The organism is Arthrobacter flavus (assembly GCF_039526005.1).
Lineage (GTDB): Bacteria > Actinomycetota > Actinomycetes > Actinomycetales > Micrococcaceae > Arthrobacter_D > Arthrobacter_D flavus.
Genome location: NZ_BAAAIJ010000063.1, coordinates 1 through 15,364, shown reverse-complemented (window position 1 = coordinate 15,364; position 15,364 = coordinate 1). Strand labels below are relative to the sequence as shown.

Annotated in this window: 12 protein-coding genes; 5 read left to right on the top strand and 7 right to left on the bottom strand. The window is 62.0% G+C overall.

All coding sequences use genetic code 11. The features are described from left to right. The first annotated feature begins 226 nt into the window (after positions 1 to 226). Entirely contained in the window at positions 227 to 658 is a 432-nt protein-coding gene (locus ABD059_RS17100; protein WP_343882257.1) for an acyl-CoA thioesterase, read from the top strand. Positions 659 to 733: 75 nt separating this feature from the next. On the opposite strand, the gene fdhA is transcribed toward ABD059_RS17100, so the two are convergent. Then, positions 734 to 1,951, bottom strand: a complete 1,218-nt coding sequence (fdhA, locus tag ABD059_RS17095; RefSeq protein WP_343882254.1) for a formaldehyde dehydrogenase, glutathione-independent — start codon at positions 1,949 to 1,951, stop codon at positions 734 to 736. Between the two features lie 177 nt (positions 1,952 to 2,128). Then, positions 2,129 to 2,599: a DUF4383 domain-containing protein gene (locus ABD059_RS17090; RefSeq protein WP_343882252.1), complete on the bottom strand. Its 471-nt coding sequence runs from the start codon at positions 2,597 to 2,599 to the stop codon at positions 2,129 to 2,131. Positions 2,600 to 2,847: 248 nt separating this feature from the next. On the opposite strand from ABD059_RS17090, the gene ABD059_RS17085 reads away from it, so the two are divergent. Next, positions 2,848 to 3,087, top strand: a complete 240-nt coding sequence (locus tag ABD059_RS17085; RefSeq protein WP_343882250.1) for a YegP family protein — start codon at positions 2,848 to 2,850, stop codon at positions 3,085 to 3,087. Between the two features lie 23 nt (positions 3,088 to 3,110). Here ABD059_RS17085 and uvrA read toward each other — a convergent pair whose 3' ends face one another. Then, the gene (gene uvrA / locus ABD059_RS17080; protein ID WP_343882248.1) at positions 3,111 to 5,645 is read right to left on the bottom strand and encodes an excinuclease ABC subunit UvrA; all 2,535 of its coding nucleotides are present in this window, start codon (positions 5,643 to 5,645) and stop codon (positions 3,111 to 3,113) included. Positions 5,646 to 5,655: 10 nt separating this feature from the next. After that, positions 5,656 to 8,937, bottom strand: a complete 3,282-nt coding sequence (locus ABD059_RS17075) for a DEAD/DEAH box helicase (protein ID WP_343882246.1) — start codon at positions 8,935 to 8,937, stop codon at positions 5,656 to 5,658. Positions 8,938 to 9,118: 181 nt separating this feature from the next. Between ABD059_RS17075 and ABD059_RS17070 the strand changes: the two genes are divergently transcribed. Next, positions 9,119 to 10,762, top strand: coding sequence for an alpha-amylase family protein (locus ABD059_RS17070; protein WP_343882245.1), 1,644 nt, complete (start codon positions 9,119 to 9,121; stop codon positions 10,760 to 10,762). A gap of 49 nt (positions 10,763 to 10,811) precedes the next feature. On the opposite strand, the gene ABD059_RS17065 is transcribed toward ABD059_RS17070, so the two are convergent. Then, the gene (locus ABD059_RS17065) at positions 10,812 to 11,582 is read right to left on the bottom strand and encodes a VldE C-terminal domain-containing protein (RefSeq protein ID WP_343882244.1); all 771 of its coding nucleotides are present in this window, start codon (positions 11,580 to 11,582) and stop codon (positions 10,812 to 10,814) included. Positions 11,583 to 11,882: 300 nt separating this feature from the next. On the opposite strand from ABD059_RS17065, the gene ABD059_RS17060 reads away from it, so the two are divergent. Beyond that, a complete protein-coding gene (locus tag ABD059_RS17060) occupies positions 11,883 to 12,086 on the top strand; it encodes a cold-shock protein (protein ID WP_019483883.1) in 204 nt (67 codons plus the stop codon). A 149-nt stretch (positions 12,087 to 12,235) separates the two neighbouring features. Here the strand turns inward: ABD059_RS17060 and ABD059_RS17055 are convergent, their stop codons facing one another. Both ABD059_RS17055 and ABD059_RS17050 read right to left on the bottom strand, forming a co-directional pair. Then, positions 12,236 to 13,678 carry an aldehyde dehydrogenase family protein gene (locus ABD059_RS17055; RefSeq protein ID WP_343882242.1) on the bottom strand — a complete coding sequence of 481 codons (1,443 nt, stop codon included), beginning with the start codon at positions 13,676 to 13,678 and terminating at the stop codon, positions 12,236 to 12,238. A 50-nt stretch (positions 13,679 to 13,728) separates the two neighbouring features. Beyond that, positions 13,729 to 14,703, bottom strand: coding sequence for a 2-hydroxyacid dehydrogenase (locus ABD059_RS17050; RefSeq protein ID WP_343882241.1), 975 nt, complete (start codon positions 14,701 to 14,703; stop codon positions 13,729 to 13,731). A gap of 227 nt (positions 14,704 to 14,930) precedes the next feature. On the opposite strand from ABD059_RS17050, the gene ABD059_RS17045 reads away from it, so the two are divergent. Then, positions 14,931 to 15,320 (top strand): 2-oxoadipate dioxygenase/decarboxylase family protein, encoded by a 390-nt coding sequence (locus tag ABD059_RS17045; protein WP_343882240.1) that lies wholly within the window; start codon positions 14,931 to 14,933, stop codon positions 15,318 to 15,320. Positions 15,321 to 15,364 lie beyond the last annotated feature (44 nt).

Sequence of the window (15,364 nt, the reverse complement as noted above, 5' to 3'; positions counted from 1 at the left end):
TCAAATCTTTGGTGGCTGCCGGACGAGCAACGTCGGGTGGATTGGCAGCACCGGGCATATCAAGCTGCTGTTCGAAGAACAAAGCAGCGGGTTGTTTCCCTGAACGGGTTATCGTCTACGGTAGAACAGATTCCAATCGTTGCCAAATCGAGACATGGCGATGCTTGACGAAAGGGTGGGATAAGGGATGGTTTTGGGGGGTCAAATACTGACCTGTTTGGTGCCGATGCGGTGGTCCGACATGGACGCCTACGGGCACATCAACAATGTACAGGTACTCCGGCTTCTGGAGGAAGCGAGAATCCACGCTTTTGGGGCTCCCGGCGGGACGGGAGCCGAGGGTGACCAGCCGCCGGTTGCGGTGTTTTCCTCGGTCAATCCGGGCACCCAGGCGCTCGTCGTCGAGCACCGGGTCAGGTTCGTTGACACGCTCGATTACCGCAATATTCCGGTGCGGATTGATGTCTGGGTGAGTGCCCTCAAACCGGCCAGTTTCACCCTGTCCTACCTGATCCTGGACCCCCGCACCGGGGTGGTCTGTGTGAAGGCCGAAACAACCCTCGCCTTCGTCGACACGAACTCCGGCAGTATCCGACGGCTCAGTGGGGAGCAGAAGGACGCTCTGACGCCGTATGCCGGCGAATCACTCTTCGATTGACGCCTTCCCGGCCGCGGTCTCCCGACCTGGAAGGCCGCGGGCACCGGAAACGATGCCCGCGGTCCAGACTGCGTCCTAGGCAGCCACGTACCCGTGAGGGTCGAGCACGTACTTGGTAGCGGCGCCAGCGTCGAATTCCTGATAGCCGCGAGGTGCGTCCGTCAGGCCGATCGCCTTGGCATTGACAGCCTTGGCAATCTGCACCTTGTCGTGCAGGATCGCCATCATGAGGCCCCGGTTGTACTTCATCACCGGACACTGGCCGGTGGTGAAGGACAAGGACTTGGCCCAGCCGGTCCCGAGACTGATGGACAGGGACCCTACCTTCGCGGCGTCGTCGACCGCTCCCGGGTCACCCGTCACGTACAGGCCAGGGATGCCCAGTGCGCCACCCGCAGCGGTGAGGCTCATCAGCGAGTTCAACACCGTGGCAGGCGCCTCGTGGGAGGCATCAGCCCCGTGGCCGCGCGCCTCGAAGCCCACAGCGTCCACACCACAGTCCACCTCAGGCACACCGAGCAGTTGCTCGATCTGATCCTTCGGATCGCCCTTGGATACGTCGACGGTCTCACAGCCGAAACTGCGAGCCTGGGCCAGGCGTTCCTCGTTGAGGTCGCCGACGATCACCACAGCGGCTCCGAGCAGTTGCGCCGATACTGCTGCTGCAAGGCCCACCGGGCCTGCACCCGCAACATAGACCGTTGAGCCAACGCCCACCCCAGCGGAGACCGCACCGTGGAATCCCGTGGGGAAAATGTCCGAGAGCATGGTGAGATCCAGGATTTTCTCCAGGGCCTGATCCCGGTCCGGGAACTTCAGCAGATTCCAGTCGGCGTAGGGCACCAGGACGTACTCCGCCTGGCCACCCACCCAGCCGCCCATGTCCACGTACCCGTAGGCGCTTCCCGGGCGGTCAGGATTCACATTCAGGCAGATGCCCGTCTTGCGTTCCTTACAGTTCCGGCACCGCCCACAGGCGATGTTGAAGGGCACCGAACAGATGTCGCCCTTCTTGATGAACTCGACGTCGCGGCCCACCTCCACCACTTCGCCAGTGATCTCGTGGCCCAGCACCAGATCGGAGGGCGCAGTAGTACGGCCCCGAACCATGTGCTGGTCGGAGCCGCAAATATTCGTTGTAACAGTCTTGAGGATGACACCGTGGTGTACCTGACGGCCCACATTGGCCGGGTTCACTCCTGGTCCATCTTTCAGCTCGAAGGTGGGGTAATCAATATCGATGACCTCCACTTTCCCGGGTCCTTTGTAAGCAACGGCTTTGTTTCCAGGCATGAGCTTCCCTTCCGTTTCCGAACAGCCCCGTCGTCGGTGACCGGGCACATGGCGAACGTATCCTTTTTCGGGTTGCACCAAGGTTGCAACTAGGTTGCAACCGGCTTAAATCAGGTTGCCTTGCACCGACAGGGTCGGTGCAAGGCAACACTCATGATCTGGGCCGTAGGCCGCTGACTAGGTATTGGTTGATTGGCCACCTCCACGAGTCCGGGCGATATGTGCGGTGGCTACGGCGCCCGCCACCAATGCGAGGACCAGATGCATCCAGTTACCTGCCGCGTTGAAGGACAGGAAATTGGCCGTCGAATCCAGGTTGATGACCACACCGTAGATCCACATGATCAAAAACAGGGCACCGCTGCCCAGCAGGAAATTGCGGGCACCCTTGCTGTCCCTGCTCATGATGACCCCGGCTGCTCCGACAACCAGATAGACGAGGTTGAGCAGGATTGACACCTGGAAGACGCCGAAAAGCAGAGCCTCCGAGCCGCTGGCGAAGGCCAGCGAGCCATATTGTGTCGTCAGTCCTGGCACAAAGGCCAGAACGCCCAAAAGCAGAAAGACTACTCCCATTCCCATTGAGCCAGCGCGAACCAGCTCATGGGTCACGTGAAAGTCACGTGCAGGATGTGATGCGGTAGTCATTTCCCCTCCCTTGGATCGAAAAAAGAACCTTGTGAAATTGGAACCTATTCGCCGGGCTTTTACAGGGCCGCCAGCGGCGGAATGGCTACCGTGCCAGCACTCTTATTTTACCGCCCGGTAGAGGACGGCGGATAGGACGAAAGTCCCGAAAATAGCTCCAGAATGTCCTCCTGGACCGTACCCATTGGACCTGCGGATCCCTACTATGTAGGTACCCGTTCAGACATTCCTTACAAGGAGGTAAGAAAGTGTCAGGCTACTTCAAAATAGTGGATGCGCACGACGGCGGTTACCGGATCAAACTCATGGCAGGAGACGGGGGGCTGGTGGCTGTTTCCACCTACTACCCGACGAAGCCCGAAGCGGTTGCAGGCATCGACGAGATGCGCGAAATTGCTGGTACCGGTCCGGTCACCGATCAGAGCCGTGGATACCACCTCAGTTCGAATTCAGCGGGAAAACGGAATCTCAGCGGGCAGCGCCGCTAACCGCGGTTCGCGGGGGAGGGCACTCAGACGGTGGTGTTGAGTCTCCGCGTCAGGTAGGGCGCGGTGCGGCTGACAGTGCTGTCAGCGACCGACGACGGCGTCCCCTCCGCCACGATCCGGCCGCCGTCGTCGCCGCCAGAAGGACCCAGGTCCATCACCCAGTCCGCCGCAGCGATGACGGACATATCGTGTTCGACGACGACGACGGTGTTGCCGGCGTCGACCAGGTTGTTTAGCTGTGCCAGCAGCAGCTGCACATCTGACGGGTGCAGCCCGGTGGTGGGCTCATCCAGGAGGTACAGGGTGTGCCCGCGGCGGGCGCGCTGCAGTTCGGTGGCGAGTTTGATGCGTTGCGCCTCACCGCCGGAGAGCTCGGTGGCTGGCTGCCCAAGCCGCAAATAGCCCAACCCCACCTGACGGAGCGTGGTGAGACTGCGTGCCGCCGCCGGAACGTCGGCCAGGAATTCTGCGGCGGCGTCGACGGTGAGTCCGAGAACGTCGGCGATGGTCCGGCCCTGATAGGTGATCTCAAGGGTCTCCGGGTTGTAGCGGGCTCCGTCGCAGGTGGGGCACGGCCCGTAACTGCCGGGCAGGAACAAAAGCTCGACCGAGACGAATCCCTCGCCGAGACATGTCTCGCAACGGCCGCCGGTGACATTGAAGGAGAATCGGCCAGCGCCGTACCCTCGGGCTTTGGCGTCGTCGGTGCCGGCGTACAGCTTGCGGACGGCGTCGAACAGGCCCGTGTAGGTGGCGAGGTTGGACCGGGGGGTTCTCCCGATCGGGCGCTGATCCACCCGGACCAGCCGGTCGATCAGGTCGAGGCCGGCCACATGGCCTACTGTCATGTGGTCTCCCGGGGCGCAGTCGCGGTCGCTGCCGTCGTCGTCGGAATCCTCCGCCGGAACGCCCGCATGCAGGTAGTCGTTGACGACGTCGGCAAGCACCTGGGAGACCAGCGTGGACTTGCCGGAGCCGGAGACACCTGTGACGGCTGTCAGTACGTTGAGGGGAATCGCCGCGTCAAGGCCGCGGAGGTTGTGCCGGGTAATGGCGTTGAGGGTCAGCCAGCGAGTCGGTTCCCGCAGCGCTGCAGGGGCGGCAGGTGGCGCTTGTTCCGGGAAGAGGAACGGGCGGGTGACCGAGGCTTCGACGTCGGCCAGGCCCGCCACAGCGCCGCTGTAGAGAACTGAGCCGCCAGCTTCGCCGGCTTTGGGTCCCACATCCACCACCCAGTCCGCGCTGCGGACCACGTCCATGTCGTGTTCCACCACAAACACCGAGTTGCCCGAGGATTTGAGCTGCTGCAGGACCTCCAGCAGCGGTTCGGCATCTGCGGGATGCAGGCCAGCCGAGGGTTCATCGAGGACGTAGATCACGCCGAACAGGCCGGACCGGAGCTGGGTTGCGATGCGCAACCGCTGCATCTCACCGGGGGACAGGGTAGGCGTGGGCCGGCGGAGACTGAGATAGCCCAGCCCGAGGTCCAGCAACACGCTGACGCGCTGGTGCAGGTCCTTGGTCAGGGTGACGGCAACCTCTGTGGTCTCGCCCGAGCTCAGGGCACGCGAACTCGATCCCGCGTGTTGCAAGGTGGCAGTGGGTTCCACGATCGCTGCAAGCTCGGCCAGGGGGACGGCGGTGAGCTCGGCGATCGAGTACCCGGCGAAGGTCACGGCGAGGGCCGCCTGTTGCAGGCCGCTACCCTCGCACAGCGGGCAGGGGCCGCTGTGCATGAACTGGAGGACGCGTTCCCTCATCGACTGGCTGGAGGAGTCGGCGAGGGTGTGGAGTACGTAGCTCTTCGCGCTCCAGAAGCGGCCCTTGTAGGGTTTGGCGACCCGGTCCCGCTGAGGCGTGACCTGAACTACTGGCTGCTCCTCGGTGAAAAGGATCCAGTCGCGGGACTCCTTCGGCAGCTGGTGCCACGGGGTGTCGATGTCGTGGCCCAGTTCACCCAGGACGTCGCGAAGGTTTTTGCCCTGCCACGCGCCCGGCCAGGCGGCGATGGCGCCGTCGCGAATCGTCAGGGAGGTGTCGGGAACCAGGGATTCCTCGCTGACGGTGTGGGCGATACCCAGGCCGTGGCACTGCGGGCAGGCGCCGGCGGCGGTGTTGGGCGAGAAGGAATCGGAGTCCAGCGACTCGGCACCCTCGGGATAGGTGCCCGCCCGGGAGAAGAGCATCCTTACCGAGTTGGACAGGGTGGTGACGGTGCCCACCGTCGAGCGGGAGCTGGGTGTACCGCGGCGTTGCTGGAGGGCGACGGCGGGCGGCAGGCCGGTGATTTCGTCGACCCGCGGGTTGGAACCCTGCTGGATCAGACGGCGGGCGTAGGGGGCGACGGATTCGAAGTACCGGCGCTGCGCTTCGGCGTAGATGGTGCCGAAGGCGAGTGAGGATTTTCCCGAGCCGGAGACACCGGTGAAGGCGACGATCGCATCCCGGGGGACGTCGACGCTTACGTTGCGGAGATTGTTCTCCCGCGCCCCCCGCACCTGGACAAACCCGGTGGTGGGAGCGGCTGTGGGCAGGTCGGCTGATAGTTGTTGACTCACCCCTTCGACTTTAGTCCTCCAGCAGGCCCCGGATGTCGTCGGCGGTCAAGGCTGAGCTGAAGACGGCGTCATCATCCAGCACCGAACTGAACAGCTTGGCCTTCTGCTCCTTGAGCTTCATCACCTTTTCCTCGATGGTGCCGGTGGCCACCATCCGGTAGACCATGACGTTGCGTGTCTGGCCGATGCGGTGGGTGCGGTCGACGGCCTGCGCCTCGGTGGCGGGGTTCCACCACGGGTCGAGGAGGAACACATAGTCGGCCTCGGTGAGGTTCAGGCCAAACCCGCCGGCCTTGAGGCTGATCAGGAACACCGGTGCGTGGCCGTCCTTGAACGTGTTGATCACGTCCCCGCGGCGCAGGGTGGACCCGTCGAGGTAGGTGTACTCGATCCCCTGGGCAGTCAGCCGCTCGGCGGCTTTCTTCAGGAACGAGGTGAACTGGCTGAACACCAGGGCCCGGTGCCCCTCGGCCACCACATCCTCGAGCTGTTCGAACAGGACGTCCAGCTTTGCCGACGGGACGCCGTCGTGCGCCTGATCCACCAGCGACGCGTCCAGGCTCAGCATCCGCAGCAGGGTGAGGGACCTGAAGACGATCATCCGGTTGCGGTCCAGATCCTCGATCAGGCCCAATAGCTTCTGGCGTTCGCGCTGCAGGTGGGTCTGGTAGATCTTCCGGTGCCGGGGATGCAGCTCCACCTCCAGGACCTGCTCCTGCTTGGGGGGCAGGTCCGAGGCGACAGCTTCCTTGGTGCGCCGCATCAGCAGTGGCCTGATCCTGCGGCGCAGGCGGGCGAGGCGCTCGGTGTTGCCGGACTTCTCGATCGGGTTGCGGTAGTCCTCGGTGAACCGGCGGGCCGACGGGAACAGGCCCGGCGCGGTGATGGAGAACAGCGACCACAGCTCCATCAGGTTGTTCTCCATTGGAGTGCCGGTAATCGCGAGCTTGAACGGCGCCGAGAATTCCTTGGCGCACAGGTGCACCTTGGCGGTGCGGTTCTTCACGAATTGCGCCTCATCGAGGATCAGGCCCGCCCATTCCTTGGCCTGGTAGCCCTCGAAGTCGAGCCTGAACAGGGTGTAGGAGGTGACGACGACGTCCGCCCCCGCCGTCAGCGCCGCCAGATCACTGCCGCTTTTCGCCTGGGTGTCGGTGACGCCGACGATGGTGAGGCCAGGAGTGAAGCGCTGGGCCTCGGCCACCCAGTTGGGCATCACTGAGGTGGGCGCAACGACGAGGAACGGTTTGGTTTCGCCGGTCTCCTTGGCGTGGGCGAGCAGGGCCAGGGTCTGCAGGGTTTTGCCGAGGCCCATGTCGTCGCCCAGGACCCCGCCGAGTCCGTGCTGGTAGAGGAACGCAAGCCAGTTGAAACCGTCCTGCTGGTACGGGCGGAGCGTGGCGATCAGGGTGGACGGCAGCGAGGTGGGAGCGATTTCCTGCAGGTCGTTCAGTCCTGCGACTGCGCTCCGCCACCCCTGAGCCTCCTCGGTTTCCTCCGCGAGGTCCTCGAACTCGGCCCACAGCCCCGCCTGATAGCGGCTGATCTTCAGGCCGGGCTCCCACTCGTTGAGCGCGCGGGCCTCTTCGATCAGTTCGCGGAGCTGCTCGAAGACGGGCTGGTTCATGGACAGGTAACTGTTGTCCACCAGCTTGATCTTCTTCTTTCCCTGCGCGAGGGCCCGGAAAATGTGGTCGAAGGGAATCTTGCGCCCCTGCACTGTCACGAGGACGCCGAGGTCAAACCAGTCGCGGTTATCGGTTTCGACTGTGGTGATGGTCAGCTGGGCGGGCTCGGTCAGTTCCTCGTAGGTGGGCTGGTCGCCGATCACGTCAACCCTGACGCCAGCCAGTTCCAGGAGCTTCGGCAGGGTGTCCTCGGTGAACTCGACGGCTGCCATGTCTTCGAGGGTGGGCGCCTGGAGCGGGGTGGTTCCGAGGTGGGCGCGCGTGGTGCGGAGGATTTCCGTTTCAGCGGTCGGGTCCCGATAGTCCTGCGCGCCGGGGTCCGGTCGCAGCGGCTTGCGCGTGGCGTCCTGGCCGAGCCGATACTCCCAGTCCCAGGACAGCTCCAGCCGGTCGCCGGACGTGTAACGAGCGGTCAGGATCAGTAGGGGAGGGGCGATGTCAGGGAACGTCACCGACTCGTCACTACTGATCACCTCAATGGCCTGGCGCAGCCGCGGATAGAAGCTGTCGAGGAACAGCGGCTTTTCCGGGGCAGGGATGACCACCGGGGCCGTCTGCAACAGCAACCCGATGTCATGATCGGTGAGCCGTTTGGACGTCGGGGCCAGCGTGATGACGGTGCTCTGGGTGGGGCTACCTGGCTGCACTGTGTAGATGCCGTGGGTGCTGATTGGCCTGGCGGTGTCCGCTGGGTGCTGATGACCGTCGATTTCCAGCACCGGGCACAGCTGCAACTGGCCATCCGTGGTGGAGGTGGCGTCGAGTTTCAGGCTGGCCAGGCCGGCCAAGGTCACTGAGACGCCCTTGGTGGAACCAACAAACTCGACGCCGAGGCGTTGGGCTTCTTTGAGTAGCTGCCACAGCAGCGGGTTGCTGAAGTCCTCCAGGTAGAGCCACGAGTCGTTGTTGCCGAAGTAGCTGACCCCGGTTCCCCGATGCAGGGAGGGGAACTGGGAGAACCACCGGTGCTGGTCGGGGTCAAGGAGGACACCGTACGTCTGATAGCTGATGCTGCCCCAGGACAGGTTGTTCTTGACCCAGTTGCCTTTGCTGTTGCGGACCACGGGGCGCACCCCGAGCCGTGGTTTGGCTGCCTTCCGCGATGATTGGGGTGACCCCCAGCCGTGCTGCGGGCTCGCGGAGGCGCGGAGCTCAAACTGTAGTGCCAGCGGGGTGGGTGGGGTCGGGGTGGCGGCACCGTCGTCGGGCGTTGGAGTGATCAGCCCGGTCAGCGAACTTTGCCAGCCGACCTGCGCTGCCTTCCGGAGGGGAGTCGTGAGTTCCTGCCGGGAGAGCAGATGCTCGGTGTTGCTTTGCAGCGCTGTGGCGGCCACGTGTTTGCAGTCGAGGCTGATGGGGCAGCTGCAGAAGCTGTCCCTCAGGTGGTACCGCCCGTCGCCCTTTTCGCTCAGGAAGAGGCGGGTGCGGTACGCGGCGGGTGAGTTTCCCTGCACCCGCGCGTCGAGAGTGCTGCCAGCGGGGTCCCAGTCGAGCTGGGAGACCGCACCCTGTTTTGCATAGGTCTGCCCGCGCTGGAACGAGGCGCCACCGACCATCCGGATGATGTCGGTGACATCGATCATGGGTGAGCTGGTCCGTGGCATGGATTAATGCTCTCACGCGCCACCGACCGAAAGCCGGGGCCACCGGGCAGGGCCACCGCGCAGGCGGGTGGATACATCTCTGAGCGAAATGCTGTTGCCCAGGTTGCGTCCGCCAGCCGTGCCAGCTGAACTGGGAAAACAGGCTCGAACAATCGACGACCAAACGAATGAGGTAAGTGGCGTGAGAATCACCGATACCAGCGATCTTTGGTGGAAGACAGCGATCTTCTACAACCTGAACGTCGAGACATTCATGGACTGGAACGACGACGGCATCGGTGACCTCGAAGGCCTGGGCCAACGGTTGGACTACCTGGAGGAACTCGGTGTCACCTGCCTCTGGCTCGCTCCGTTCTACCCTTCACCGCGGCAGGACAACGGTTACGACATCTCCGACTATTTCGGTGTCAACGAGCGCAACGGGCATCTGGGTGACTTCGTCGAGATGGTGCGCACTGCCAACGACCGGGGAATGCGCGTCATCGTTGACCTGGTGGTGAACCACACCTCGATAGAACACCCTTGGTTCCAGGAGGCCCGGTCCAGCAAAACCAACCGGTACCGCGACTACTACAACTGGCGGGACGAGCTGCCGGCGGATGGCCGCGCCAACATGTTCCCCGACAAGGAGGACGGAGTGTGGACCTGGGATGAGCAGGCCGGCCAGTACTACGAGCACTCCTTCTACGGCCACCAGCCGGATCTGAACACCGCCAACCCTGCTGTCCGTGAGGAGATTGCGAAGGTCATCGGGTTCTGGCTGCAGCTGGGCATTGATGGTTTCCGGGTGGACGCTGTTCCCTTCCTCATCGAAGCTGAGGGACGCAACGAGCATGACTACCTGAGAACCATCAGGAGTTATGTGGGACGGCGCAGCGGGTCCGGGATGATGCTCGGCGAGGTCAATCTGCCCTACGAGGAGCAGAAGGCCTACTTCGGCGAGAGCGGCAACGAGCTCACCATGCAGTTCGACTTCGTCGCCAACCAGCACCTCTACCTCGCACTGGCACGCCAGGACGCGAGCCCCCTGGCCGAGGTCCTGGCCCAGCGGCCTGAACTGGCGACGGCTAATCAATGGGCAAACTTTGTGCGTAACCATGATGAGCTCACCCTTGACCAGCTTTCCGCCGATGAACGGGGCGAGGTGTTCGCCGCATTCGCCCCCGAGGAGTCGATGCGGATTCACGGGCGGGGCATCATCCGCCGCCTGCCTCCAATGCTCGGAAATGATCCCCGGAGCATCAAGATGGTGTATAGCCTCATGTTCTCCCTACCGGGCGCGCCGGTCCTCTACTACGGGGAAGAGATCGGCATGGCCGAACACTCTGACCTTCGAGGGCGTTCCGCCGTCCGTACACCGATGCAGTGGTCAGCTGAGGCCAACGGCGGGTTCTCCCAGGCAGCCGCCGGCGATCTGCCGCTGCCCGTGGTCGAGGGAGGAGGTTCTCCTGAACACGTCAACGTGTCCGCTCAGCAGCATGACCCGGATTCACTGCTGCACAGTATCCGTGGACTCATCGCCGCCTACAAGAAGTCACCGGAGATTGGATGGGGAACGTTCGAGATACTGCAGCAGGACAACCCCTGCGTCCTGGTGCATTCCCTGACCACACCCACCGGTCAGCTCGTCGCGCTGCACAATTTCGCCGACGACGCCCGCAAGGTTAGCATCGACCTGCCAGACGGCGACGACGTCACCCACGTGGTCGACCTCCTCGGCACTGAACCCTTGGGGTACTCCGGGGGTCCTCTGGAGGTGAATCTGCTCGGGTATGGGTACCGCTGGCTGCGGATAGTCCGCGCCGGGGAGAAGCGCATCCTCTAGGTGCAGTGATCCAGGCGCCGTTGGCGACCCTTCGATTGTCCCCGGCGAGTCAGCCGTCGCCTCCGCCGATCACGTCCACATGTACATGGTCGAGGTGACGCAGGATCTCATTACCGGGGGCAGGTGCCTCGTAGTAGTGCCAGCCGCCTCGGGATAGATGAGCACTCCAGAACTCGTCGTCGAAAATGACGTACTGGATGTCCAGCTCGTCGGCATGCGCGACGAGCCAATGCGACAGGATCCATCCCTGGCGCCGGTTGTCTTCGGTCACCGGGCGGAAGAAGATGTCGATGGCCCGGCCGTCGTAGTGGGTGGACTCTCCGCCGTGTCCCTGGCCGACCCCGCCTGGAGCGAACCCACCCAGGCTCTGGTCGCCGAAGACCTCGGTCATGGCTACCCGCACCTGCTCGGCGCGGGACGTGAGCCCGGAGTCGGTCAGCTCCTCTTCCTCGAGGTCACTGGCTGCGGAGCCACGGCAACTCAGGCTGGGGCCGGCGTCGTCGGCTGGTCCATCGATGAGACGCTGGATGACGGCGTCGTCGATACCGGTGGTGTCGGGGGTTTCCAGTCCCCGGAGGCGGAGCGCAACAGCCGTGGTGGCCACCTTCGCCTCATCGCGGTCAAGCCCGACGTCGCCCTCAGACGTTTCGACAGTGCACTCCGGAGCACCCAAGAGAGAGCTGCCCTCCAGCCGCAGGCCACCAGCCAGGCCGGGTCCAAGGAACACCAGCACCGATCCGGCTACCCCGAGCAGGAGAACTCCCAGGGCCACCCAGCGCGGCCGACGTCGTCGCCCGCTGATCTCGTCACTTGCGATCACGTACCCCTTTCATTGGAATCAACGTGTCGACAGGTTAACTGGGCATCCTGCCCGAATGGTTCCCTCCACGTTGCACGGTGCGGACCGGGCAGCGGAGAGAGCCGGGCGCAGCGCTTGTTTTTACCTCAGGGGAAATCCATGTAGACTCGTACGCAGTTGTAGTGTTGCGCATTTTGTATTTCAAGCGGCGAAACCCAGACGGGCCAGCCGCTTTTTCTGTAGAAGCGGGAAACGAACGCCGCGACTGAAACTGCCCGACAGTCGGGATTGGTTTCATATTTCCAGAAGGATGTTTTAAAAATGGCAACAGGTACCGTGAAATGGTTCAACGCTGACAAGGGCTTCGGCTTCATCGAGCCAGAAGATGGCAGCGCCGATGTGTTCGCTCACTTCTCCGCTATCAACTCGAGCGGCTTCAAGTCCCTCGACGAGAACCAGAAGGTTAGCTTTGAGACCGAGCAGGGCCCCAAGGGTCCTCAGGCCGTAAACATCCAGGTCGTCTAATTCGACTTAGTGGTCACTGACCACTGAAATAGGGCGGGAAGCAATTCCCGCCCTATTTTGCGTTAACGAGCGAAACCCCTTGGGCTCGGTCTTCGGGTGTGCCGTGGCGGCGGTAGCGAGGGAACGATTACCACCCCAAGGGCAATCCCTCAGTCGGTTCCTGTTGTCGAATAGACGGTGGAAGTACTTGTGAAGAAGTCGCGGGCGGCTGTACCTTGTTCGCGTGGGCCATAGCTCGATGACTTATTGCCGCCAAATGGTACGTGCAGTTCAGTGTTTGCCGTCGATCGATTGACGTGGAGCATCCCGGCGTCCGCTGTATCCAAGAATCTCTCAATCGACCTTTGAGAATCGGTGATGATTCCGGCCGCGAGCCCATACGGGGTATCGTTAGCCAACGCAATTGCACTATCGACGTCTGGGGCTTCGATGAGACAAACGACCGGGCCGAAGATCTCTTCCTGGTTGATTCTCATTTGGGAGCGCCCGCCCGCGAAGAGCGTGGGCTCAAAATAGAATCCAGGCGACGCTGACCGTATCTCATGTCCGCCGGCGATCAATTCGGCACCTTCCGAGACCCCAAGCTCGACGTATTTCCGGACCTGATTGAGTTGTTGCTGGCTTGCCAAAGGACCGATGTCGGTTGAAGGATCGAGAGCGTCCCCGACCTTCAACGTTGCCATGCGTGCCGACAGCTGTTCCACCAGCCGTGGATACATTTGCGGGGTCGAGATCACGCGGCTCGTCGCGGTACAGCGCTGACCGGTGGACTTGAAAGCGCCGTCGATGATGGCCTCGACAGCAATGGTCAGGTCAGCGTCGTCCAGAACCACCAGGGAATTCTTGCCGCCCATTTCGGCCTGGATCCGTTTTGCGCCATGCGAGATGCAATCGGCGGCGATCTCCGCACCAACAAAGCTTGAACCCGTGAACGTCACGGCGTCGAGCCTCGATGAAGTCGTCATAGCTTTCCCGACCACACTCCCGCTACCCATGACCATGTTGAACACGCCATCCGGTAGACCGGCTTCAGAAATGATCTTTGTGAGTGCCCACGCCGAAGAGGGTACCAACTCCGCGGGCTTGAAGACTACGGTGTTGCCGTATGCAAGCGCGGGTGCAATCTTCCAAGCTGGTATTGCCAGCGGGAAGTTCCACGGGGTAATTATGCCTACGGTTCCGACTGGGTTGCGCCGGGTCTGTATCAGAGTCTTAGGGAGAGCCGAAGAGTAGGTTTCTCCCTGGGCATGCTCGATAGCTGATGCATAGTAGTGGAACGTGTTTCCCGCACGCCCCGCCTCGGCTATTCCCTCCCTTACGGGTTTACCCTCCTCGCGAGATAGGGCCGCACCCAGTTCATCCTTCCGGTCAAGCAGGGCATTACCGATATTTCGGAGCACACTGATGCGTTCCGACGGGGGATAGGCGCGCCAGACTGACTGCGCGGCGACCGCGGACTCGATGGCGCTATTCGTATCGTCAGCGTCAGCTGACGCATACATACCAATTTCGTCGTTTGTATCCGACGGGTTTACGTTGGTCGTGAAGTTTCGCCCCGTCCAACGTCCTCCGATGTAGTTTTCATACTGCATAGTGGCTACTCCTGGCTTTCGATGGGACGGGTGAGGGCTATGTCTTCAGGTCAAGCTGATGGTTCGGGGTGTCTGTGCGAATCGCTGACATGGTCACGAACGTTATCGACCACCATCTCGAGCATTGCGGCGAAGGCTTCGGGGGTGTGGTATCCCTGATGGGGGCTGAGGACCACGTTATTCAATTTCAGGAGCGGATTGTCCTGTAGGGGCGGTTCGGTGATGAATACGTCGAGGCCCGCCGACAGCACACCGTCGGTTAGCCGGCGTTCGAGGGCACCTCCTTCAATCAACTCAGCACGGGCAGTGTTGATAAGAATGGCACCCCTTTTCAGCAGGTCGAGCATCGATCCGGTAATCATCCCCTGAGTCTGCTCGTTCAACTCAAGATGCAGGCTGACGACATCCGCTTCCTTCAGGAGATCATTCAGTGGCTTGAATTGCACTCCCGGTGCACCCCCGGCAGGTGGGGACCTGGTCCACACGAGCACCCGTGTCCCTAGAGCGTTGAGCAGAGACGCAGTGTGGGCACCGATGTCACCGTAGCCGATTATTCCAACCGTCTTTCCTGCCAGCTGTGTTCCGGGGCTAAACGGGCGCCAGCGATTTTCGCGCACATGCCGGTCTCCCTCAGAAATGCGGCGAGCGACTCCAAAGAGTAGGGCTAACACATGCTCGGAAACCGCTGCTGTTCCGTAGCCGGGTGTGACGGCAATTTTGATCCCTCGGCTTGCGGCTAGGGGCAGATTCACGAAGTTGGCAGCGCCCTGGCCGACGAAGCAAACTAGCTCAAGCTTCGGAGCCTGACGGAGAACCAGATCAGGCAAAGCGCCACCGATAATGACAATTTCAGCATCGTCGACGACTGAAAGGAACTCCGATGGCGAGGAGGGTGTTCCGTAATGCACATCCAACATCGTTAGGTCATTCAGCCGTTGTAGCTGGCCGGCGTCGCGCAAAGCCCTGATACTGCCTTCATTCGCATCCGCGTAGACGGCCCTTGGAGAACCGGTTCTGTCAGTCATCAGCCACCATCACAGGATTGCCTCGATGCGGGGCGGGGGTAGGCGCGTGACGGCCTTGACCCCAATAAATTGGTCAGCATGTAGCATGTTAGTCAACATATAGGCTGACCCGGACGGTGTCAATGGCGACACTGTCTGGGTTTACTTCTGTCAAAACCCTATTGGCACGCTAGTAACTTTCACGTAGCATGTTACATGCAGCAGTCCACGAAGAATAGAGGATCCTGATGACAATGAATCCCACCTGGCGGCTTAGGGCCCGATTTGCGCAGCGGCTTTCGGACCTTTACGGCGAAGAGGTTCCCGCATACAACACCCTTGTGAAGGTTTCGCAAGCCGTTAACGAAAAGACCATTGCCGAGAACCATGTTGATGCAGAACGGTTCGGCAGTATCTCACGTGTAACTGCAGAGCGGCATGGTGCTATCAGGGTTGGCTCCGCCATGGAATTACGTCAGGTATCCCGAGTCTTTGCGGCGCTTGGTATGTATCCGACGGGATATTACGACCTCCGAGACGCCAAGCCTGCGCCCATACCGGTGGTGTCGACCGCGTTCCGACCGTTGGATCGGGAGCAGTTGGGACTGCTGAAGGTTTGGTTGACTCCTGACCTGTGAGGATTAACCTCGCGGGTGGAAGGATGTTCATCATGCCTAAAGCC